General features: G+C 74.2%; 16 protein-coding genes and 1 tRNA gene. 1 reads left to right on the top strand and 16 read right to left on the bottom strand.

The window, feature by feature from the left end; translation table 11 throughout:
* Positions 1 to 18: 18 nt before the first annotated feature.
* From IE109_RS07855 to IE109_RS07805, 11 genes are all read right to left on the bottom strand, one after another.
* A tRNA-Thr gene (locus IE109_RS07855) sits at positions 19 to 92 on the bottom strand.
* Between the two features lie 76 nt (positions 93 to 168).
* A complete protein-coding gene (locus IE109_RS07850; RefSeq protein ID WP_189550005.1) occupies positions 169 to 1,707 on the bottom strand; it encodes an alpha/beta hydrolase in 1,539 nt (512 codons plus the stop codon).
* Between the two features lie 53 nt (positions 1,708 to 1,760).
* Positions 1,761 to 2,966: a DNA polymerase III subunit delta' gene (locus IE109_RS07845; RefSeq protein WP_189550004.1), complete on the bottom strand. Its 1,206-nt coding sequence runs from the start codon at positions 2,964 to 2,966 to the stop codon at positions 1,761 to 1,763.
* Between the two features lie 217 nt (positions 2,967 to 3,183).
* A complete protein-coding gene (gene tmk / locus IE109_RS07840) occupies positions 3,184 to 6,306 on the bottom strand; it encodes a dTMP kinase (protein WP_189550003.1) in 3,123 nt (1,040 codons plus the stop codon).
* 415 nt (positions 6,307 to 6,721) lie between these two features.
* Positions 6,722 to 9,553: a type I DNA topoisomerase gene (topA, locus tag IE109_RS07835; protein WP_189550002.1), complete on the bottom strand. Its 2,832-nt coding sequence runs from the start codon at positions 9,551 to 9,553 to the stop codon at positions 6,722 to 6,724.
* 271 nt (positions 9,554 to 9,824) lie between these two features.
* Positions 9,825 to 10,022, bottom strand: coding sequence for a hypothetical protein (locus IE109_RS07830; RefSeq protein ID WP_189550001.1), 198 nt, complete (start codon positions 10,020 to 10,022; stop codon positions 9,825 to 9,827).
* Between the two features lie 642 nt (positions 10,023 to 10,664).
* Entirely contained in the window at positions 10,665 to 12,179 is a 1,515-nt protein-coding gene (locus IE109_RS07825) for a DUF7059 domain-containing protein (RefSeq protein ID WP_189550000.1), read from the bottom strand.
* Between the two features lie 203 nt (positions 12,180 to 12,382).
* Positions 12,383 to 13,129, bottom strand: coding sequence for a small secreted protein (locus tag IE109_RS07820; protein WP_189549999.1), 747 nt, complete (start codon positions 13,127 to 13,129; stop codon positions 12,383 to 12,385).
* 228 nt (positions 13,130 to 13,357) lie between these two features.
* The gene (locus IE109_RS07815; protein WP_189549998.1) at positions 13,358 to 15,748 is read right to left on the bottom strand and encodes a sodium-translocating pyrophosphatase; all 2,391 of its coding nucleotides are present in this window, start codon (positions 15,746 to 15,748) and stop codon (positions 13,358 to 13,360) included.
* Between the two features lie 236 nt (positions 15,749 to 15,984).
* Positions 15,985 to 16,443, bottom strand: coding sequence for an ATP-binding protein (locus IE109_RS07810; protein ID WP_189549997.1), 459 nt, complete (start codon positions 16,441 to 16,443; stop codon positions 15,985 to 15,987).
* A 280-nt stretch (positions 16,444 to 16,723) separates the two neighbouring features.
* A complete protein-coding gene (locus IE109_RS07805) occupies positions 16,724 to 17,077 on the bottom strand; it encodes an STAS domain-containing protein (RefSeq protein ID WP_003967428.1) in 354 nt (117 codons plus the stop codon).
* 79 nt (positions 17,078 to 17,156) lie between these two features.
* On the opposite strand from IE109_RS07805, the gene sftH reads away from it, so the two are divergent.
* Complete coding sequence (gene sftH, locus IE109_RS07800; RefSeq protein ID WP_189549996.1) at positions 17,157 to 19,634, top strand: DEAD/DEAH box helicase; 2,478 nt, start codon at positions 17,157 to 17,159, stop codon at positions 19,632 to 19,634.
* Here sftH and IE109_RS33050 read toward each other — a convergent pair.
* The 5 genes from IE109_RS33050 to IE109_RS07780 form a co-directional block, all read right to left on the bottom strand.
* Positions 19,576 to 19,908, bottom strand: coding sequence for an Rv3654c family TadE-like protein (locus tag IE109_RS33050; protein ID WP_229890725.1), 333 nt, complete (start codon positions 19,906 to 19,908; stop codon positions 19,576 to 19,578). The genes sftH and IE109_RS33050 overlap by 59 nt on opposite strands.
* 86 nt (positions 19,909 to 19,994) lie before the next feature.
* Positions 19,995 to 20,360 carry a TadE family type IV pilus minor pilin gene (locus IE109_RS33045; RefSeq protein ID WP_229890723.1) on the bottom strand — a complete coding sequence of 122 codons (366 nt, stop codon included), beginning with the start codon at positions 20,358 to 20,360 and terminating at the stop codon, positions 19,995 to 19,997.
* Complete coding sequence (locus IE109_RS07790; RefSeq protein ID WP_373297653.1) at positions 20,347 to 20,484, bottom strand: DUF4244 domain-containing protein; 138 nt, start codon at positions 20,482 to 20,484, stop codon at positions 20,347 to 20,349. The genes IE109_RS33045 and IE109_RS07790 overlap by 14 nt, the downstream gene beginning before the upstream one ends.
* 103 nt (positions 20,485 to 20,587) lie before the next feature.
* The gene (locus IE109_RS07785) at positions 20,588 to 21,352 is read right to left on the bottom strand and encodes a type II secretion system F family protein (protein ID WP_189549993.1); all 765 of its coding nucleotides are present in this window, start codon (positions 21,350 to 21,352) and stop codon (positions 20,588 to 20,590) included.
* Positions 21,349 to 22,179, bottom strand: coding sequence for a type II secretion system F family protein (locus tag IE109_RS07780; protein WP_189550129.1), 831 nt, complete (start codon positions 22,177 to 22,179; stop codon positions 21,349 to 21,351). The genes IE109_RS07785 and IE109_RS07780 overlap by 4 nt, the downstream gene beginning before the upstream one ends.
* Positions 22,180 to 22,189 lie beyond the last annotated feature (10 nt).

The following is a 22,189-nucleotide window of genomic DNA, read 5'->3' as shown; positions in this document are numbered from 1 at the left end:
GACCTGGGTCTTCGTCCGAGCCGCCTTCGGGATTCGAACCCGAGACCTACGCATTACGAGTGCGTTGCTCTGGCCAACTGAGCTAAGGCGGCGCGCCCTGCGATCCCACTGGTGGGTGCAGCAGCGGGGACAAGTCTACACAGGTCCGGGGGGTGCCTCGCACACGCGTCAGCGGCACCGCTTTCCGGGCGGGGGGACGGTGCCGTCCAGGAGGTAGGTGTTGATCGCGGTGTCGACGCAGTCGCTGCCGCGGCCGAACGCCGTGTGGCCGTCGCCGTCGTAGGTGAGCAGGGTGCCGGAGGAGAGCTGGGCCGCGAGTGACTTCGCCCACTTGTAGGGGGTGGCCGGGTCGCGGGTGGTGCCGACGACGACGATGGGCGCGGCGCCGTCCGCCTGGATGCGGTGGGCGGTACCGGTGGCCTTGGTGGGCCAGTACGCGCAGTTCAGGGACGCCCAGGCCAGGCCCCTGCCGAAGACGGGCGAGGCCTTCTCGAAGGACGGGACCGCCGCGGCTGCCTGGGCGGGGCCGGTGAAGGCGGGCGGCTGGTCGAGGCAGTTCACGGCGGCGTTGGCGTACATCAGGTTCGAGTAGGTGCCGTCGTCCTCGCGCTCGTAGTAGCTGTCGGCGAGCGCCAGCAGGGCGGAGCCCTCGCCGCCCATCGCCCGGGTGAGGGCCTCGCGCAGCTGCGGCCAGGCGGCCTCGTCGTACATGGCGGCGATCACGCCCGTGGTGGCCAGGGCCTCGCCGAGGGGCCGGCTCTCGCCGGTGGGGACGGGGTGGGCGTCGAGCCGGGCGAAGAAGGCCTTGAGGCGGTCGGCGGCGGCGGCCGGGGTTCCGGTGCCCAGCGGGCAGGCCGTCTGCTCGACGCAGTCCGCGGCGAAGGACCGGAAGGCCGTCTCGAAGCCGGCCGTCTGGTCGCGGTTGAGCTCGGCCGTGGGCAGGGACGGGTCCATCGCCCCGTCCAGCACGAGCCTGCCGGTGCGGGCGGGGAAGAGCTCGGCGTACGTGGCGCCGAGGAAGGTCCCGTAGGAGGCGCCGACGAAGTTCAATCGCGGGTCGCCGAGCACCGCGCGGAGGATGTCCATGTCGCGGGCGGACTCGACCGTGGAGACGTGCGGCAGGATCCGGCCGGAGCGCTTCAGGCAGCCGGCGGCGAAGTTCTTGAAGGAGGCGGCGAGGCGGGCGGTCTCCCCCTTGTCGTCGGGGGTCTGGTCCACCTGCGTGTAGGCGTCCATCTGCGGGCCGTCGAGGCAGCGGACGGGCTCGCTGCGGGCCACGCCGCGCGGGTCGACGGCGACCATGTCGTAGCGGGCGCGGACCGGGGCGGGGTAGCCGACACCCGCGTACCCCTGGAGGTAGCCGACCGCCGAGCCGCCCGGGCCGCCCGGGTTGACCAGCAGTGAGCCGAGGCGCTTGCCGGGACCGGTGGCCTTCACCCGGGACACGGCCAGCTTGATCTGCTCGCCGTCGGGGTCGGCGTAGTCGAGCGGCGCCCGCATCGTGGCGCATTCGAAGCCGGGGACGCCGCAGGCGCGCCAGGTCAGCCGCTGGCCGTAGTACGCCTTGAGCCGCTCGGCCGAGGCGGCGGAGGGCGGGGCCGGGGCGGAGGCGGCCGGCGTCGTGCCCCCTTCCGTGCAGCCGGCGAGGAGCAGGCCGAAGACGGAGAGGGCGACGGCGGACGTACGGAGCAGGCGGCTTGAGTCCATGTCCGGAGCGTAGCCGCCCGCTCACGGGATGTGCCCGCGACTACCCGGACGGGTTACCCCGCGCGCAGGGCCATGGTCATGGCCTCCACCGCGAGCAGCGGCGCGACGTTGCGGTCCATGGCCTCCCGGCAGGCGAGCACCGCCTCGATCCGGCGCAGCGTCCCCTCGGGTGTGGACGCGCGGGCCACCCGGTCCAGCGCGTCCCGCACGTCCTCGTTGGCGAGGGCGGTGGCCGAGCCGAGCTGGAGGGCCAGCACGTCGCGGTAGAAGCTGGTCAGCTCGCCGAGGGCCAGGTCCAGGCTGTCGCGCTGCGTACGGGTCCGGCGGCGCTTCTGCTTGTCCTCCAGCTCCTTCATGGCACCCGCCGTACCGCGCGGCATCCGCCCGCCGGGGGTGCCGCCCAGGGCGGCCTTCAGCTCCTCGGTCTCCTTGGTGTCGGTGCCCTCGGCGACCTCCTTCGCGTCCTCCGACGCGGCGTCGATCAGCTCTTGGGCCGCCTTGAGGCAGCCGCCGACGTCCTCGACGCGGAGGGGCAGCTTGAGCACCGTGGCGCGGCGTGCCCGGGCGCGCTCGTCGGTGGCGAGGCGGCGCGCGTGGTCGATGTGCCCCTGGGTGGCGCGGGCGGCGGCGTACGCGGCGTCCGGCTCGATGCCGTCGCGGCGGATCAGCACGTCGGCGACGGCCTCGACGGGCGGGGTGCGCAGGGTGAGGTGGCGGCAGCGGGAGCGGATGGTGGGCAGGACGTCCTCGATGGACGGGGCGCACAGGAGCCACACCGTGCGGGGAGCGGGCTCCTCCACCGCCTTCAGGACGGCGTTGGCCGACTTCTCGTTCAGCCGCTCGGCGTCCTCGACGAGGATCACCTGCCAGCGGCCGTTCGCCGGGGACGTGAACGACTTGCGGACCGTGTCGCGCATGTCGTCGACCAGGATCTGGGTGCCCACGGCGGCGACGGTCGACACGTCCGCGTGCGTGCCGACCAGGGCCGTGTGGCAGCCGTCGCAGAACCCGCAGCCCGGTTCGCCGCCCAGCGCCCGGTCGGGGCTGACGCACTGGAGGGCGGCGGCGAACGCCCGGGCGGCGGTGGTCCGCCCGGCGCCGGGCGGACCGGTGAACAGCCAGGCGTGCGTCATCTTCGACGCCTCGGGCTGCGCGGTGCCGCCCGCGTCGGCGGTGACGAGCGCGTCGGCGTCGCGGGCGGCGGCCCGCAGTTGCTCCTGGACACGGTCCTGGCCGACCAGGTCGTCCCACACGGGCATGGGTCACCGCCTTCCTGCTTGCGTTACGGGTCCAAACCGGCCGGGTCCGGCCGGGTCCCGCCGGTTCCGTTCGGCCGGTCCGGCGGGACTGATCCGGCCGGTGGGGTCCGGTTCGGTCTCCCATTGTGAGGGAGGGGTCTGACAACGCCGGCGCGGACTGCGCCGGCCTAGCGAGCGCCCCGGGGCGCGGGTCCGCGGCGCGCGGGCCCCTGGGGCGTCAGCGGCGGGGGCCGCCGCCGCGCCCGCGGTCCTCGTCGTCGTGCGGGCCGAGCAGCTCGTCCGCGAGGGTCGGCAGGTCGTCCAGCGGGGTCTCCTCCGCCCAGTCCGAGCGGCGCCGGGGCCTGCCCTGTTCGTCGACCTGCGGCAGCTCCCGGGTCCGCTCCGGCGCGGGCTCCTCGTCCCGGAAGAACCCCGGCGGCACGCGGTCGGCGACACCGGCGTCCCGTACGGGCGGGAGGACGGCGGTCTCCTCGGCGTCGGCGGGTGCGCCGGCCGGGCGGGTGTCGCGCACCGGCGGGAGGACGGCCGTCTCGTCGGCGGCCGGACCGGTGTCGCGCACCGGCCGCAGCACGGTCGTCTCGTCGTCGGCCGGCGCCGCGTCCCGCACGGGCGGCAGGAGAGCGGTGTCCTCGTCGTCCTTGCGCATGTTGACGCGCGGCACCGGGACCTCCTGCGTCTCCTGGTCCGGGTTGACGACGGGTGTGGGCACCGTCGTCTCCACGGCGGACGCCGCCACCGACGCGGCCGCCGACGCCGCGGCCGCCGCCTCCGCGAGCTTCCGCGCCTCCTCCGCGCGCAGCAAAGCCTCCTCGGCCTTGCGCTGCTTCTCCAGGCGCCGCGCCTCGGCCTCGGCCCTCAGCCGCTCCTGCTCCTCCTTGAGCTGACGCAGCCGCTCCTGCTCCTCGCGGCGCGCCTTCTCCTCGGCCTCACGGCGCCGCCGCTCCTCCTCGGCGAGCCGGCGCGCCTCCTCGGCCCGCCGCCTGGCCTCCTCGGCCTGCCGCTCCGCCTCGCGCTGCCGCGCCTCTTCCTCCTCGCGGCGCTTGCGCTCCTCCTCCTCGGCGCGCAGCCTGGCGAGCTGCTCCTGCCGCTCGCGCTCCAGGCGCTCCTCCTCGGCCTTGCGCGCCGCCTCTTCCTCGGCCTTGCGCCGGGCCTCCTCCTCGGCCGCCCTGCGCGCCGCCTCCATGGCCTTCACCTCGGCCTCGGAGAGCGGCAGCATCTGGTCGAGCCGGTGGCGTACGACGGTGGTGACCGTCTCCGGCGCCTGGCCGGCGTCGACCACCAGGTACCGGCCGGGGTCGGCCGCCGCGAGGGCGAGGAAGCCCGCCCGTACGCGCCGGTGGAACTCGGCCGGCTCGGACTCCAGCCGGTCCGGCGCCTCCGTGAACCGCTCGCGCGCGGTCTCCGGCGAGACGTCCAGCAGAACGGTGAGGTGCGGGACGAGACCGCTGGTCGCCCAGCGCGACATGCGGGCGATCTCGGTCGGGGACAGGTCTCGGCCGGCGCCCTGGTAGGCCACGGAGGAGTCGATGTACCGGTCGGAGATGACGATCGCGCCGCGCTCCAGGGCCGGGCGGACCAGCGAGTCGACGTGCTCGGCGCGGTCGGCGGCGTACAGCAGCGCCTCCGCGCGGTTGGACAGGCCGGCGCTGGACACGTCGAGGAGGATCGAGCGCAGCCGCTTGCCGACGGGGGTGGCGCCGGGCTCACGGGTGACGACCACCTCGTGGCCCTTGGCCCTGATCCACTCGGCCAGCGCCTCCACCTGCGTGGACTTGCCGGCACCGTCACCGCCTTCCAGGGCGATGAAGAAGCCGGTCCTCGACGGGGCCTGGACGGGGTCGGCGCCGCGCAGCGCGTCCTGGAGGTCGCGGCGCAGCGGCACCCCGGAACGGTCGTCGGTCTTGGCCAGGACGAGTGCCGCGACGGGCAGCAGCAGGGCACCGACCAGCATGAGCGTGAACGCCGCGCCGCCGTGGGCGAAGACGAAGTCGCCGCCGGCGAGCCGGTGCGGGCCGATGGCGGCCGCGAGCAGCGGGGCGGCGAGCGCGCCGAGCGCGATGGAGACCCGCACGACGGCGTGGAGGTGCTCGGTGAGCCGCGGCCGCCGGAACTCCTCCGTCTCCTGGTCCAGCAGTGTGTGTCCGGTGTTGGCCGCGACACCGGCGGCGAAGCCCGCGCCGAGCGCGAGGAAGAGCACGGTCGCCGTGTCGGGCACCAGGCCGAGGGCGAGCAGCGCGATGCCCGTGACGGCGGTCGCCAGCGCCAGCATGCGGCGGCGGGAGAGGGCGGGCAGCACGGCCGGGGCGCGGCGGATGCCGAGGCCCGTGCCCCCGATCAGCGCCAGTACGAGGAGCGCGAAGGCGACGGGGCCGCCGCCGAGGTCGCGGGCGTGCAGGACGGCGACGGCGGTGGCGGAGGCGACGGCCGCGGCCACGGCCGCGCAGGCGAGCACGAGCAGCGGTATCGCTCCGGTACGGCCCTTGTCGACGCCGCTCCCGGTCGAGGGGCGGCGCAAGCCCTCCAGCGGGGAGCGGGGGCGCGGGGTCTGGGCGTCCGGCAGTTCCAGGAAGTACAGGACGGAGACGGACGCGGCGAACAGGCCGGCCGCCACGTACGAGCCGAGGGCCGCCTGGTGGCCGGTGAACCAGTCGATGCCAGCGCCCAGCACGTTGCCGATGAGCGTGGCGACGAGGAGCGCGGCGGCGGCGGCGGGGATCGCGGCGAAGCTCGTACGCAGGGACAGGCGCCGCAGCGCGTCCATGCGGTCCGGCAGGGGCCGCACGACGGCGCCCTCCGGGGGCGGGGCCGGAAGCAGCGCGGGCGCCGCGCCCTCCCTGGCGACGGTCCAGAAGCGCTCGGCGACACCGGCCACGAACACCGTGCCCAGCAGGAACGCGAGGGCCGCGCGGGGCGTCCAGTCGATCCACAGCGGCGCGACGACCAGCAGCGCGACCCTCAGGCCGTCGGCGCCGACCATGGTCCAGCGGCGGTCCAGGGGGCCCTTGGGGCCGGTGAGCGTCGTCAGCGGGCCGAGCAGGACGGCACCGAAGAGGAGCGTGGACAGGATCCGCGCCCCGAACACCGCGGCGACCGCGAAGGCCGCGCCCCGGTACCCGCCGCCGAAGGCGCCCTCGACGACCGCCGCCTGCAGTGCCAGGAGCACCAGGACGAGCAGGGCGAGGGCGTCACCGATGCCGCCGACGAGCTGCGCGCTCCACAGCCGCTTCAGCGGCGGGTTGCGCAACAGGGCCCGTACGGCGCGCTCGCGGGAGTCCGCGGCAAGTGCGGCGTCGGAGTCCGAGGTGGGGCTCAGGACCGTTGGCTGCTCGGCTCGCGTCATCCCCTCAGCCTATCCGGACGGAGTGACACCCAGTCGTCCCCGTCCGGAAGAACTGCTGGCAGCGGCCCGGAGCCGGGTCATCCCCGCTCCGGGAGCGGTGCGTGCCCGCGTACCCGGCCCGGCGCTCCGGCCCGGCGCTCCGGCCCGGCCGCGCGGCTCGGCGACCCGGGCTCGGCGACCCGGGCTCGGCGTCCCGGCTCGGGTCCCGGGCTCGGCGACCCGGGCTCGGCGACCCGGCTCGGGTCCCGGGCTCGGCGACCCGGGCTCGGCGACCCGGCTCGGGTCCCGGCGGCGGCGCGCCCGGGCTCGGCGACCCGGGCTCGGCGTCCCGGCTCGGGTCCCGGGCTCGGCGGCGGCGCGCCCGGCCGGGGCGGGCCCGCGACGGGCCCGCCGGCTCCGGTTCACCCGCCCCGGGTCAGTCCTCGGACGGGGCCTTCGACGCGGCGGCCGTCTTCTTGGCCGTCGCCTTCTTCGCGGTGGTCGTCTTCTTCGCCGCCGTCTTCTTGGCCGTCGTCGTCTTCTTCGCGGCCGTCTTCTTCGCCGGCGCCTTCTTGGCGGCCGCCTTCTTGGCCGTCTTCTTCGCCGGGGTCTTCGCCCGCTTCTCCGCCAGCAGCTCGTACCCGCGCTCCGGCGTGATCGTCTCCACGCTGTCGCCGGTCCGCAGGGTCGCGTTCGTCTCGCCGTCCGTGACGTACGGGCCGAACCGGCCGTCCTTCACCACCACCGGGCGCTCGCTGACCGGGTCCGTGCCCAGCTCCTTCAGCGGGGGCTTGGCGGCCGCGCGGCCACGCTGCTTCGGCTGGGCGTAGATCGCCAGGGCCTCTTCCAGCGTGATCGTGAAGAGCTGCTCCTCGTTCTCCAGCGAGCGCGAGTCCGTGCCCTTCTTCAGGTACGGGCCGTACCGGCCGTTCTGCGCGGTGATCTCCACGCCCTCGGCGTCGGTGCCCACGACGCGCGGCAGCGACATCAGGCGCAGCGCGTCCTCGAGGGTCACCGTGTCCAGGGCCATCGACTTGAAGAGGGAGGCCGTACGCGGCTTCACCGCGTTCTTGCCGGTCTTCGGGGTGCCCTCGGGGAGGATCTCGGTCACGTACGGGCCGTAGCGCCCGTCCTTGGCGACGATCTGGTGGCCGGTCGCCGGGTCCGTGCCCAGCTCGAAGTCGCCGCTGGGCTTGGCCAGCAGCTCCTCCGCCAGCTCGACGGTCAGCTCGTCGGGCGCCAGGTCCTCCGGGACGTCGGCCCGCTGGTGGCCCTCCGCGTCCTTCTCGCCGCGCTCGATGTACGGGCCGTAGCGGCCGACGCGCAGCACGATGTCGTTGCCGACGGGGAAGGAGGAGATCTCGCGGGCGTCGATCGCGCCCAGGTCGGTGACCAGTTCCTTCAGGCCCCCGAGGTGGTCGCCGTCGCCGTTGCCGGCTTCGGCGGCGCGCCCGGCGGCGCCGTCGCCCTCGCCGAAGTAGAAGCGCTTCAGCCACGGCACGGCCTGTGCCTCACCGCGGGCGATGCGGTCGAGGTCGTCCTCCATCCTCGCCGTGAAGTCGTAGTCGACGAGCCGGCCGAAGTGCTTCTCCAGCAGGTTGACGACGGCGAAGGAGAGGAAGGACGGGACGAGGGCCGTGCCCTTCTTGAAGACGTACCCGCGGTCGAGGATCGTGCCGATGATCGACGCGTACGTCGAGGGGCGGCCGATCTCGCGCTCTTCCAGCTCCTTGACCAGCGAGGCCTCGGTGTAGCGGGCCGGCGGCTTGGTGGCGTGGCCGTCCGCCGTGATCTCCTCGGCGGTCAGCGCGTCGCCCTCGGCGACCTGCGGCAGCCGGCGCTCACGGTCGTCGAGCTCCGCGTTCGGGTCGTCGGCGCCTTCGACGTACGCCTTCATGAAGCCGTGGAAGGTGATCGTCTTGCCGGACGCGGAGAACTCGGCGTCCCGGCCGTCACCGGCGCGGCCGCCGATCTTGACGGTGACGGAGTTACCGACGGCGTCCTTCATCTGGGAGGCGACGGTCCGCTTCCAGATCAGCTCGTACAACCTGAACTGGTCACCGGTGAGACCGGTCTCGGCGGGGGTCCGGAACCGGTCGCCCGAGGGGCGGATCGCCTCGTGCGCCTCCTGCGCGTTCTTGACCTTGCCGGCGTACACGCGGGGCGCGGCGGGCAGGTAGTCGGCGCCGTAGAGTTGCGTGACCTGCGCCCTGGCCGCCGAGACGGCGGTGTCGGACAGGGTCGTCGAGTCCGTACGCATGTACGTGATGAAGCCGTTCTCGTACAGCTTCTGCGCGATCTGCATCGTCGCCTTGGCACCGAAGCCGAGCTTGCGGCTGGCCTCCTGCTGGAGGGTGGTGGTGCGGAAGGGCGCGTACGGGGAGCGGCGGTACGGCTTCGACTCGACGGAGCGGACGCTGAACGAGGTGTCGGCGAGCGCGGCGGCGAGGGCGCGGGCACCGGCCTCGTCGAGGTGCAGCACCTGGCCGGAGGCGGACTTCAGCCGGCCGTCGGAGCCGAAGTCACGGCCCTGGGCGACGCGGCGGCCGTCGACCGTGGCCAGGCGGGCGACGAGGGTCGACGGGTCGGACGCGTCACCGGTGCGGCCGGTGGCGAACGTACCGGTCAGGTCCCAGTACTCGGCGGAGCGGAAGGCGATGCGCTCGCGCTCCCGCTCGACGACGAGGCGGGTGGCGACGGACTGCACACGGCCGGCGGACAGCCGGGGCATGACCTTCTTCCACAGGACCGGCGACACCTCGTAGCCGTACAGGCGGTCGAGGATGCGGCGGGTCTCCTGGGCGTCGACCATGCGCTTGTTCAGCTCGCGCGGGTTGGCGACGGCGGCCCGGATGGCGTCCTTGGTGATCTCGTGGAAGACCATCCGGTGGACCGGGACCTTGGGCTTGAGGACCTCCAGCAGGTGCCAGGCGATGGCCTCGCCCTCGCGGTCCTCATCGGTGGCGAGGAAGAGTTCGTCGGACTCGGCCAGCTGCTCCTTGAGCTTCCTGACCTGGGCCTTCTTGTCGGCGTTGACGACGTAGATGGGCTGGAAGTCGTGCTCGACGTCCACACCGAGGCGGCGCACCTCGCCGGTGTACTTCTCGGGCACCTCGGCGGCGCCGTTGGGGAGGTCGCGGATGTGCCCGACGCTCGCCTCGACGACGTAGCCGGGGCCGAGGTACCCCTTGATCGTCTTCGCCTTGGCAGGCGACTCGACGATGACGAGTCGGCGGCCGCCCTGTGCGGTCTCGCTGGTCGGGGACAACTTCGCTCTTCTCTCCGGTCGACGCTCGGTGGCGCGTGCCGCGCGGTGCTGGTCCCACCGCGAGCACTCCTGGCGCACTGCGCACTGCTGTGACGTGACGCCGTGCTCTGACGCTGCTTACGCTGCTGTCGCTGCGGAGTGTGACGGTACAACCCGCCCCCGTGTCAAACGGCAAAAGACCGCAACGGCCACTCGAACGGTAACCCGAGTCCGGGCATTCCTGCCGCCCGGACTCCCCCCAAGTCCCGGAGCCCCTGATTCCGGGGTGCTGTCAGACGCGCCCGAAGCACCACATGCCGAGGATCACGAACGCCGCTCCCATCGAGGCCGCGAACGTGATCGCCGCCGCCGGGTGCACGCCGTGCGCGACCGGCGCCCGGTGCAGCGCGCGTGTCCCGGTCCACAGCAGCAGCCCCGCTCCGAACAGCGTGAACGCCGCCCCGGCGAAGATGGCCGGTCCGCTCTCCATGCCCGTACCCCGTTCCTCGGTGGTTCCCTGGTTGCCCCGGGGCCGAGGCTGACACCCACGGGCGTCGTGGGCGCGAATTACGGGTGAACGGCGCGGGCAGGCCGCCCCGCGTTCACCCGCGCGGCGCCGCCGGGGCGGGAGTGGCCGGGCCCGCCGGGGCGGGGGCCGGCGGGGAGGGCCCGCGCCAGGTGGGGCGGCGGCTGTGGCGGAGGCAGCGGGGGACGGGCGCCCCGGAGGCACTCGGGCACGGCGGAGTGTCGCCCGGCGCGGCGACGGCCACAGCCGTGCGGCCCCCGCGAGGGCTGCCCCGGGACGGTTACGGGTACGGCACCCGGCCCGCCGCCGCGCGCGGCCGAGGCGCCCGGTGGGAGCAGGACCGGCGGCAGGCGGCCGGCGCGGGGCGAGGGCGCTGGTCCCTCCGCGCCCGCCGGGGGCCCGGGGGCAGCGCAGGCGTCTGGCCCCGGCCCGGCCCGCCACAGCGCACGGCCCCCCATGTACGGGGACTCGATCACCGGGCCTGCCCGGCACCAGGGGCCGGGCAGGCCCGGACATGTCGGGAACGGGGCGAATGTTGGCCGGTTCGCGCCCCTGCGCCCTCACGCCCGCCCCGCGCCGCTGCCCCGCCGCGCCGGGCGCCGCCCGTCAGGCGCCCGTCGCCGGCTCCAGGAACCCTTCCTCGACCAGCAGCCGGATCGCCCGCGGCGTACGGTCCCGCAGCATGACCGGGTCCTCCCCCATCAACTGGGCGATGGCGTCCAGGATCCGCCCCGCGCTGAGCGTCCCGTCGCAGACTCCCGCGAAGCCCGCGCCGACGGCGTCCACCTTGGTGGCGCGGCGCATGCCCCGGTTCTGGCGGAGCACCACGTGCTCCGGGTCCTCCGCGCCCGGCAGCCCGACCTGCTCCTGCATCACCTCGGGCGCCAGCACGAAGTGGTCGGCGAGCAGCGCGGCGTCGTCGCGCGTCCGCAGGTAGTCCTGGCGCGCGAAGTGCGCCCGTACCGCCTCGCCGAGCGGCTGCTCCACCGGGTGCGGCCACTCCTCGATGACGACGGACGGATCCTCGGCCCCGGACTTGCGCAGGGTGATCCAGCCGAAGCCGACCGCCTTGGTGCCGCGCCGCTCGAACTCGTCCAGCCACGCCTCGTACCGGTCCGCGTACCTCTCCGGGTCGTCGCGGTGGTCGCCGGCGTCCCGCAGCCACAACTCGGCGTACTGCGTCACGTCCTGGACCTCGCGCTGGACGATCCAGGCGTCGCACCCGCGCGGCACCCAGGAACGCACCCGCTCCTGCCAGTCCTCGCCCTCCACGTGCTGCCAGTTGGCGAGGAACTGGGCGAACCCCCCTGCGTTCAGCCGATCCCCCGCCTGCTGGACGAGCGAGCGGCACAGGTCGTCCCCGCCCATCCCGCCGTCCCGGTAGGTCAGCCGGGCACCGGGGGAGATCACGAACGGCGGGTTCGACACGATCAGGTCGTACGTCTCCGACGCCACCGGCTCGAACAGCGAACCGGTGCGGAGGTCGGCCTCGGGCGCGCCGGACAGCGCGAGGGTGAGCCGGGCGAACCGCAGGGCCCGCGGGTTCAGGTCCGTCGCCGTCACCCGGGTGGCGTGCTGCGCGGCGTGCAGCGCCTGGATGCCGGACCCGGTACCGAGGTCCAGGGCGGAGGCGACGGGCGTACGCACCGTGATCCCGGCGAGCGTCGTGGACGCGCCGCCCACGCCGAGGACCACGCCCTCGCCCCGGCCGCTCGCGCCGGCCGCGCCACCCACGGCGCAGCCCAGGTCGGAGACGATGAACCAGTCCTGGCCCTCGGGCCCGCCGTACGGCCGGACGTCCACGGTGGCGCGGATCCGGTCGCCGTCCTCCGCCACCCACCCGTCGGCGAGCGCCTCGTCCAGCGGCAGCACGGCGCGGGCCCGTTCGCGCGGGACGGGGCGCTGGAGGAGGAAGAGGCGGACGAGCGTGGCGAGCGGACCGTCCGCACGGGTGGCGCGCAGGGCGGGGACCGTCTCACTGCGGGCGAGCGCGGCGTAGGCGGGGGCGCCGAGCAGCTCGAGCAGGCCGTCGGCGGTGAAGTCGGCGGCGAGCAGGGCGTCGCGGAGGCGGTCGGCGCGCTCGGGCACCGGGAGGCTGGCGGTAAGGCTGGTCGTACTCACCCGCCCATTGTGACCGCCGCCACTGACATTCGGCGCGTGGCCCGGCCCCCTGGCGGGCGGAACCGGACCGGATCCTTCTTCCGGTGGTCCGGTCGGGACCGGACCACCGGGAGGGACGGGCGGTTCAGCAGGACCGGAAGGCCGGGAGTTCCAGGGGGCCCAGGAGGTCCAGGGGGCTCAGGGGTTCAGGACGGACAGGGCGGTCAGGACGAGGACCGGGAGGCGGACGCGGCCGGGGAGGCCGGGGCCGGCCTGCCCGCCGAGGCGGACGCGGCGGCCGAGGCGGACGCGGCGGCCGAGGCGGACGCGGCGGCCGAGGCGGAGGTGCTCGCGCTCGCGCTCGCCGAAGCGGAGGCGTCCGGGCCCGGCTTGGCCGGCGGGATCGTCGGCGACACCGACGCCTCGGCCTTGCGGCAGCCCGGCTGCTTCGCCATCGCCTGACCGAGCTGGCCGGACTGCAGCTTGGCCAGCGCGTCCTGGTCCATCTTCTCGATCTTCTTCAGACCCTCCGCGACGCCCTGCAACCCGTCGGCGAACTTCTGCTGGTTCTTCGGGTCGAGCGCGTCGACCTGCTTCTTCAGGCCCTCGTACGCCGTGGCCGTGGCGTTGAGCTCCTTGACCGCGTCCTGCTGGAGCTTCTCGCCGTTGTCGACGGGCGGTACGCCCGCGTCCCCCACCGCCTTGGCGAGCGACTTGTCCGCGTCGGCGATGTCCTGGAAGGCCTTCGAGTCGGCGGCCTGGATGTCGGCCGGCTTGCCGTCCGCCGCCGTCGAGATGATGGTCTGCTGGGCGTTGGCCCTCTTCTGGATCTGCGGCTGCGCCTGGTCGCAGACCTTCTTGGCCCAGGCGTCCACTTTGTTCTCGCCGCCCTCGTCGTCGCTGCTGCAGCCCGACAGGGCGAGCACCAGTACCGCACCGCCGGACAGTGCGGCCGCAAGCTTCTTGTTCACCGGTTTGGTCCCTTCCAAGGCTCTCGGCCCCGGAACATACACGCCAAGTGGGCGACATTCGCTTGTCGTGCCACCGTTTCGTACGCTTTTGTATCCATTTGTAGCAAGAGAGAGAAGGCTCACCGTCCAGTGAGCCGATCGGGCGGACGGAACGTCACCGCGTTCCGCCCGCCCGCTTTCTGATCAGGTGTTACCGGCGTCACAGGCGCGTGACAGGCGTGGCGGGCGCTACCGGGCCGCGGCTCCGCTGGCGACCCGCTTCCCGTCGTTGTCGTCGTCGTCACCCATGGCGACCGTCCGCCGCTTGGACACGTACACGGCGCCGATGATGACGACGATGGCGAGCGTCGCCACCACCGCGCGCACGCCCGCGCTGGCGTCGTCGCCGTAGCTGAACTGCACGACCGCAGGAGCGATCAGCAGGGCGACCAGGTTCATCACCTTCAGCAGCGGGTTGATGGCCGGGCCGGCCGTGTCCTTGAAGGGGTCTCCGACCGTGTCGCCGATGACCGTGGCGGCATGCGCGTCGCTGCCCTTGCCGCCGTGGTGGCCGTCCTCGACGAGCTTCTTGGCGTTGTCCCACGCGCCTCCGGAGTTGGCGAGGAAGACGGCCATCAGGGTGCCGGCGCCGATGGCACCCGCGAGGAACGACCCGAGGGCGCCCACCCCGAACGTGAAGCCGACGGCGATGGGCGCCATGACGGCGAGCAGGCCGGGGGTGGCCAGTTCGCGCAGCGCGTCCTTGGTGCAGATGTCGACGACGCGCCCGTACTCCGGCTTCTCGCTGTAGTCCATGATCCCGGGGTGCTCGCGGAACTGCCGGCGTACCTCGTAGACCACCGCTCCGGCGGACCGCGACACCGCGTTGATCGCCAGGCCGGAGAAGAGGAAGACGACCGCGGCGCCGAAGATCAGCCCGACGAGGTTGTTGGGCTGGGAGATGTCCATGGTCAGGTTCATCTCCGTCGCCTTCGCCCCGACGTCGCGTACGGCGGTGGCGATGGCGTCCCGGTACGACCCGAAGAGCGCGGCCGCCGCCAGTACGGCCGTGGCGATGGCGATGCCCTTGGTGATGGCCTTGGTGGTGTTGCCGACGGCGTCCAGGTCGGTGAGGACCTGCGCGCCCGCCCCCTCGACGTCGCCGGACATCTCGGCGATGCCCTGGGCGTTGTCGGAGACCGGGCCGAAGGTGTCCATGGCGACGATGACGCCGACCGTGGTGAGCAGACCGGTGCCGGCCAGGGCGACGGCGAACAGCGCCAGAGTGATGGACGTGCCGCCGAGCAGGAACGCCCCGTAGACCGAGAGGCCGATCAGCAGCGCGGTGTAGACGGCGGACTCCAGGCCGATGGAGATGCCGGCGAGGATGACGGTGGCGGGTCCGGTCAGGGAGGACTTGCCGATGTCCCGCACCGGACGGCGGGTGGTCTCGGTGAAGTACCCGGTCAGCTGCTGGATCAGGGCGGCCAGCACGATGCCGACGGCGACCGCCACCAGCGCGAGGACGCGCGGGTCGCCGCCGTGCGACTTGATCGCGGCCTCGGTGACGCCGTCCAGGGCGGCGTACGAGGAGGGGAGGTGGACGAAGACCGCGACGGCCACCAGGGCCAGCGAGATCACGGCGGAGATGAAGAACCCGCGGTTGATGGCGGTCATCCCGCTGCGGTCGGCGCGCCGCGGGGCGACCGCGAAGATACCGATCATCGCGGTGACCACGCCGATCGCCGGCACGATCAGGGGGAAGGCCAGGCCGAGGTCGCCGAACGCGGCCTTGCCGAGGATCAGCGCGGCGACCAGGGTGACGGCGTAGGACTCGAACAGGTCGGCCGCCATGCCCGCGCAGTCGCCGACGTTGTCCCCGACGTTGTCGGCGATCGTGGCGGCGTTGCGGGGGTCGTCCTCGGGGATGCCCTGCTCCACCTTGCCGACGAGGTCGGCGCCGACGTCCGCGGCCTTGGTGAAGATGCCGCCGCCGACCCGCATGAACATCGCGATGAGCGCGGCGCCCAAGCCGAAGCCCTCCAGCACCTTGGGGGCGTCGGCGGCGTACACGAGGACCACGCAGGAGGCACCGAGCAGGCCGAGGCCCACCGTGAACATGCCGACCACGCCCCCCGTACGGAAAGCGATCTTCATTGCTTTGTGCGAGACGGCCGCCAGATCCTTTTCCGGCTGACCGGCCGCCGGAGTCGCCTCACGCGCGGCGGCCGCGACACGGACATTGGCCCGTACGGCAAGGCGCATGCCGACGTAACCGGTGACCGCCGAGAAAAGCGCGCCCACCAGGAAGAACACCGATCGTCCGGCGCGCTGTGACCAGTTGTCCGCGGGCAGCAGCATGAGCAGGAAGAACACGACGACCGCGAAGATGCCGAGGGTCCGCAGCTGACGGGCCAGATAGGCGTTCGCGCCTTCCTGGACGGCCGCCGCGATCTTCTTCATGGCGGCCGTGCCCTCACCGGCCGCCAGTACCTGCCGCACGAGCAGCTGGGCCACGATCAGGGCCGCCAGGGCCACCGCCGCGACGACGGCCACGATGATCCGGTTGTCGTCGGTGAGAACCGCGGCCGCGAGGAAAGTCGGGTGGTCGGACACGGGTGTGGTGAAGAGCCCCGCCATTCGTCCTCCTTGACGTCAGAAGAGCTCAAGATGTGGACGGATTGTAGGGAGCAGAACCTGATCAAAACAGAGCGCCGTAGAACAGAATTGACCTTTGCTTGCCAGTCGGCAAATGGTCGGTACGCGAAATCCACTCGAAAGCAGTAATGACTTTGGACCATTGGCGCCGGGCGCGTTGATCGAGAAAATACAAAAAGGCCCTGCTCAGCAGGGCCTTCCATTTCGCTGGGGTGGGGTCAGGGCAGAACGGCGGCGGGGTTCGTCGGCCAGGTCATCCTGATGACGCCGCCCGCCTCGCCCGCCGACACCTCGACGTCGTCGACGAGCCCGGTGATCACCGCGAGGCCCATCTCGTCCTCCCCCTCGGCGTCGTCGAACTCCTCCGCCGGCGCGGATTCGCGGGAGCCCGGCACCCCGGCCGCATCGGCCGCCGCGACGCCCGCGCCCGGGACCTCGTCGCCGACCTCGATGGAGAACGTCTTCTCCTCCTCGGTCAGCATGACCCGGATCGGGGAGGTCACGTGGTTGCTGCGGTGCAGCCCCACGGCGCGGGAGCACGCCTCACCGACGGCGAGCCTGACCTCGTCCAGCACGGCTTCGTCGACCCCGGCCCGGCGCGCCACGGCGGCCGCCACGAGACGGGCGGTCCTGACGTGCTCGGGCTGGGCGCTGAAGCGGAGTTCAACGGTGGCCATGCGGTCCCCCTCGGACGTGCGAGCGTGCCTTCAGGGAACCGGGCTGGGAGCCCGGCACCCTGCTCTTCCTCCCGAAGCCCCGGCCGACCGGCCGGTGACCGGCCGTCCCGGCCCGCGGGTGTACGGCCTTCCGCCGGTACCGGGGGCCGGGTCCCGAGGGACCCGGCGGCCACGGACCGGGCGGGGTGAAAGCCGGACGGCCGACTGGGCCGAACGGGTCCGACCCGGCCCCGGCCGCGACCGGAACCGGAGCCGAACCGGCCGGTACGGCCGAGCCGGCTCAGTCGGTGGCCGCGACGGCCTCGTCGACCGTGGTGTGGATCGGGAACACCTTGGTCAGGCCGGTGATTCGGAAGATCTTGAGAATGCGCTCCTGGTTGCAGACCAGGCGCAGCGATCCCTCATGCGCGCGCACGCGCTTCAGGCCACCCACCAGCACGCCGAGGCCGGTCGAGTCGAGGAAGTCCACACCCTCCATGTCGACGACCAGGTGGTAGCTGCCGTCATTCACCAACTCGACCAACTGCTCGCGCAGCTTGGGCGCGGTATACACATCAATCTCGCCACCGACCTCGACGACCGTACGGTCGCCACCAGGGCCGGACACATTGCGAGTCGACAGGGACAGGTCCACGGATCCTCCAGCACCTTGCTATCGAGCGGTCGCCCCTCGGATTCTCCGGACGGAGCCAGGGGACGGATCGCCAGCCGCGATGGCATTCAATCACTTACCAGCAGCCATGCACGACGCCTTGGGAGCATTGTCCGTCACGCCGGTGACACACTCGGTGCCGATGGCCATGAATCACCGCCCCAGTCGACCTCCCGAGAGCGGGGACACCCGCCCCTCCCCCGGTACGGTCCTCGACCGGCTCGCCGCAGGGGCGAACCGGGCTGCGCGCATCACTCATACGGAGCACCTGCCCCCAAGAGCGGGTCGGCATGCCGTCTGGCCCGATCGCATCCGCCCGGAAGTGATCAACGCCATCCATACGGCGGGTATCGAGCATCCCTGGGCCCACCAGGCGGCCGCCGCGGAGCACGCGCTGGACGGCGAGTCGGTCGTCATCGCCACCGGTACCGCCTCCGGCAAGTCCCTCGCCTATCTGGCGCCGGTCCTGTCCACCCTGCTGGACGGCTCCGAGGCGGCCAACGGGCGCGGGACGACCGCGCTGTACCTCGCGCCCACCAAGGCCCTCGCCGCCGACCAGCGGCGCTCGGTCAAGGCTCTCGCGGCCCCGCTCGGCAACCGGATCCGGCCCGCCGTGTACGACGGCGACACGCCCGTCGAGGAACGCGAGTGGGTCCGCCAGTACGCCAACTACGTCCTCACCAACCCCGACATGCTCCACCGGGGCATACTCCCCTCCCATCCGCGCTGGTCCTCCTTCCTGCGCTCCCTGCGCTACGTGGTGATCGACGAGTGCCACACCTACCGGGGTGTCTTCGGGTCCCATGTCGCCCAGGTGCTGCGCCGCCTGCGCCGGGTCTGCGCCCGGTACGGCTCCTCCCCGGTGTTCCTCCTCGCCTCCGCGACCGCCGCCGAGCCCGCCGTGGCGGCCGGGCGGCTGACCGGCCTGCCCGTGCACGAGGTCGCCGACGACGCCTCGCCGCGCGGGGAGCTGGTCTTCGCCCTGTGGGAGCCGCCGCTCACCGAGCTCCAGGGCGAGCAGGGCGCCCCGGTGCGCCGCACCGCCACGGCCGAGACCGCCGACCTCCTGACGGACCTGACCGTCCAGGGCGTCCGCTCGGTCGCCTTCGTGCGCTCCCGGCGCGGTGCCGAGCTGATCTCGGTCATCGCGAAGGAGCGGCTCGCGGAGGTCGACCGCTCGCTGCCCGCGCGGGTCGCCGCCTACCGGGGCGGCTACCTGCCCGAGGAGCGCCGGGCCCTGGAGCGCGCCCTGCACTCGGGTGAACTCCTCGGACTGGCCGCGACGACCGCCCTGGAGCTGGGCATCGACGTGTCGGGCCTGGACGCCGTGGTGATCGCCGGCTATCCGGGCACGCGCGCCTCCCTGTGGCAGCAGGCCGGCCGTGCCGGACGCTCCGGGCAGGGCGCCCTCGCGGTGCTCGTCGCCCGGGACGACCCGCTGGACACCTTCCTGGTCCACCACCCGGAGGCGCTGTTCCGCCAGCCGGTGGAATCGACCGTGCTCGACCCCGACAACCCGTACGTGCTGGCCCCCCATCTGTGCGCGGCGGCGGCGGAGATCCCGCTGACGGAGCCCGACCTGGCGCTGTTCGGCCCGGCCGTCCCGGAGCTGCTGCCCCAGCTGGAGTCCGCCGGCCTGCTGCGGCGGCGGGCGTCCGGCTGGTACTGGACGCGCCGGGAACGGGCCGCCGACCTCGCCGACATCCGGGGCGAGGGCGGCAGCCCCGTCCGGATCGTCGAAGCCGGTACCGGCCGGCTGCTCGGCACCGTCGACGAGCCGGCCGCCCACGCGGCCGTCCACGAGGGCGCCGTCCACCTCCACATGGGCCGCACCTACCTGGTCAGGCAGCTGGACCTGAAGGAGTCGGTCGCCCTGGTCGAGGAGGCCGCCCCGCCGTACTCCACCACCGCCCGCGACACCACCGCCATCTCCGTGCTGGAGACCGACACCGAGATCCCCTGGGGCGACGGCCGCCTGTGCTTCGGCTCCGTCGAGGTCACCAACCAGGTCGTCTCCTTCCTCCGCCGCCGGCTGATCACCGGTGAGGTGCTCGGCGAGACGAAGCTCGACCTGCCCCCGCGCACCCTGCGCACCCGCGCCGTGTGGTGGACCGTCACCGAGGACCAGCTGGACGCCGCCCGGGTGAACCCTGAGCAGCTGGGTGGCGCCCTGCACGCCGCCGAGCACGCCTCCATCGGCCTGCTCCCGCTCTTCGCCACCTGCGACCGCTGGGACATCGGCGGGGTGTCCGTCCCGCTCCACCCGGACACGCTGCTGCCGACGGTGTTCGTGTACGACGGCCATCCGGGCGGCGCCGGGTTCGCGGAGCGGGCCTTCCACACCGCGCGCGAGTGGCTGACCGCCACCCGGGACGCCATCGCCTCGTGCGAGTGCGAGGCGGGATGCCCCTCCTGCATCCAGTCCCCCAAGTGCGGCAACGGCAACGACCCGCTGCACAAGCGAGGTGCCGTCCGGCTCCTCACCGAGCTGCTGCGGGGAGCCCCGCAGGCGTCGGGGGAGGGCCCGCCCGCGCCCTGACCACGGGCGCGTATGGCCCGAACCGGGCCCGCGCGGCCACCTCCGCGATCTCACCGCGCACCGTGCACCGCACCAGCTCCGCGCCCTGCGCCCGTGCCACCCGGCCGGCCGCCCCGCACGCGCCGGCCGCGCCCCACAGCGCCCGGTCCGCCGCGGCGAGCGCCGCCAGGTCCGCGGCGCCGCCCGCGCGGTGCCGGGCGGTCACGGCCTGCCCCAGGGCGAGGACCGCCGCGAACACCGCGCACACCACGGTGGCGGCCATCGCCACCCACACGGTCGCCGCTCCCCGGTCCGGCCCGGCGCGCCCCCTTGAGGCCGGGCCAGGCCGCCCTTCGGAGGCCGGACCGTCCGCCGGGCCGGTCACGGCTCCACCCCCACCGTGTCCTCGGCCAGGGCGGCCGCCTCCGCGCGCAGCGTCAGCCGCAGGGAGCCGGGGCCGGGCGTGGGCGCCTCCACCCGGACGTGCCACAGGTCCCCGGCACGCTCCACCGCCACGCGGGCGCCGCTCGGCGCGGCCTCGCGGGCCGCCGCCACCGCCTGCGCGGGCGGCTCGGAGCGGGCCGCCGCCCGGGCCCCGGCGCGCGCCGCGTCCACGCACTGGATCTGTGCGGCGGCCGCCACCAGCGCCCATACGAGCGCCATCGTGAAGAGCACCAGCGCCGGCAGGGCGGTGGCCGCCTCGGCGGTCACCGACCCCCGGTCACCGCCGGCGTCAGAACTGGGCATCGAGCGCCCTCCCGATCAGCGACTGCAACCCGCCCGACACCACATCGCTCGTGACGATCTTGTAGAGCACAGCCGCGAAGGCGCACGCGGCGAGCGTGCCCATCGCGTACTCGGCGGTCGTCATTCCCCCGTCTCCGCGCGCCCCGCCCCGGCGCACCCTGGCCGCCAGCGTCCTCAGCATCCGGTTTCCCATTACCAACCCCCTGAGATGTCGATCCGTCGATCCGTCACAACAGTTCGGTCGCCAGCCCGATGACCACCGGCGCGACGCCGACCGCCAGGAACGCGGGCAGGAAGCACAGCCCCACCGGAGCGGTGATCAGCACCTGTGCCCGCTGCGCCCGGGCCGTGGCCCGCCGCATCCGGTCCGCGCGGAGCCCGGCCGCCAGCCGGGTGACCGCATCGGCGGCCGGAGCGCCCGAGGCACTCGCCCGCTCCAGGCAGCGCGCCAGCGGTCCGGCGCCCGGTATCGCGCCGAGCCGGCCCCACGCCTCGCCCGGTTCGCCGCCCAGCCGCAGTTCGGCCGCCGCCCCCGCCAGCCGGTCGCCGACCGTTCCGCCCAGCGACTCGCCGACGGCCTGTGCCGCCTCACGCGGGCCGGCCCCGGCCGACAGGCACGCGGCGAGCAGGTCCGCGGCCAGGGGAAGCTCCCGCGCCACCGCGTCGGCGTCCTCACCGCCGGCCGGCCCCGGCCGCCGCTGCCACCTCCGCACGCCGTACGCGGCGGCGATGCCCACGGCGCACCCCGCGACTCCGCCGACGAGGACCCAGCCACCGAGGGCCGCTCCCGCCGGCGCCGCCCACCGCCGCACCCGCACCCACCACTTCGGTCGCCGGGACCTGCCCCGCCCGTACGGCGTCCCCAGCAACGCGGCGGCCCGCCGGCGGGCGCGGTGCCCACGGTGCCGGGAGACGAGCGCCCCGGCCGGCCACACCGCACCGGCCACCAGGGCCACGACCGCGCCCACGCCGTGGACCAGTGACCCGCTCACTGCTCCTCCCCGGCGCGTACGACCCGCCCGGCCCACCACAGGCCAACGGTCTCCAGGAGCCCTCCGGCCACCAGGCAGCCCAGGCCCGCCGGGGTGTGGAACAGCACCCGCAGCGGATCGGCGCCGAGCGCCCAGCCCATGGCGAGCGCCACCACCGGCAGCACGGCCAGCAGGCCGACCGTCGCCCAGGCACCAGCCAACTGCGCTCGCAACCGTTCCCGCTGGTCACGCCGCTCCCGCAGCGCACCCTCCAGCCGGTCCAGGCCCGCCCCGAGGCCGGCCCCACCGTCCACGGCCACCTGCCAGCAGGCCGCCAGGCCCACCAACCCGTCCGCGCCGTCCTCCCGGGCCGCACGCCGCAACGCCTCCGGCACGTCACCCCCGAACCGCGCCGCCGCCAGGACCGCCGCCTCCTCACCGCCCAGCGCCCCGGTCGTGCGCGCCGCCCAGAACAGCGCCTGCCGGGGCTGCCAACCGGCGCGCAACTCACCGGCGACCGCACCGCACAGGGCGATCACCGCGTCCGCGCGCCGTTCCCGCTCCCGGGCCCGCGCCGCGGCCCTCAGCCGTCGCCCCACCAGCGGCACGGCACACGCCCCCGCGACCAGTGGCAGCACCGACCTCGCCGCCACCGCCAGGACCGCCGCCACCACCAGGCAGAGCCACTCCCGCCGCACCCGCACCGCCGGCAGACGCCGCCGCCACATCCCCGCGTCCCAGGGCGGCGCCCCACCACCACCCGCGAAGAGCAGCCGCGCCCGCCGCAGCCCCCGCTCCCGGTCCAGCACCAGCCAGGCCGCCGCACCCGCGCACACCGCCGCGTACATCGGCTGTCCC

Source organism: Streptomyces lavendofoliae, assembly GCF_014649735.1.
Lineage (GTDB): Bacteria > Actinomycetota > Actinomycetes > Streptomycetales > Streptomycetaceae > Streptomyces > Streptomyces lavendofoliae.
The sequence above is the reverse complement of the archived record's forward strand: the minus strand, read 5'-3'. Positions and strand labels throughout refer to the sequence as shown.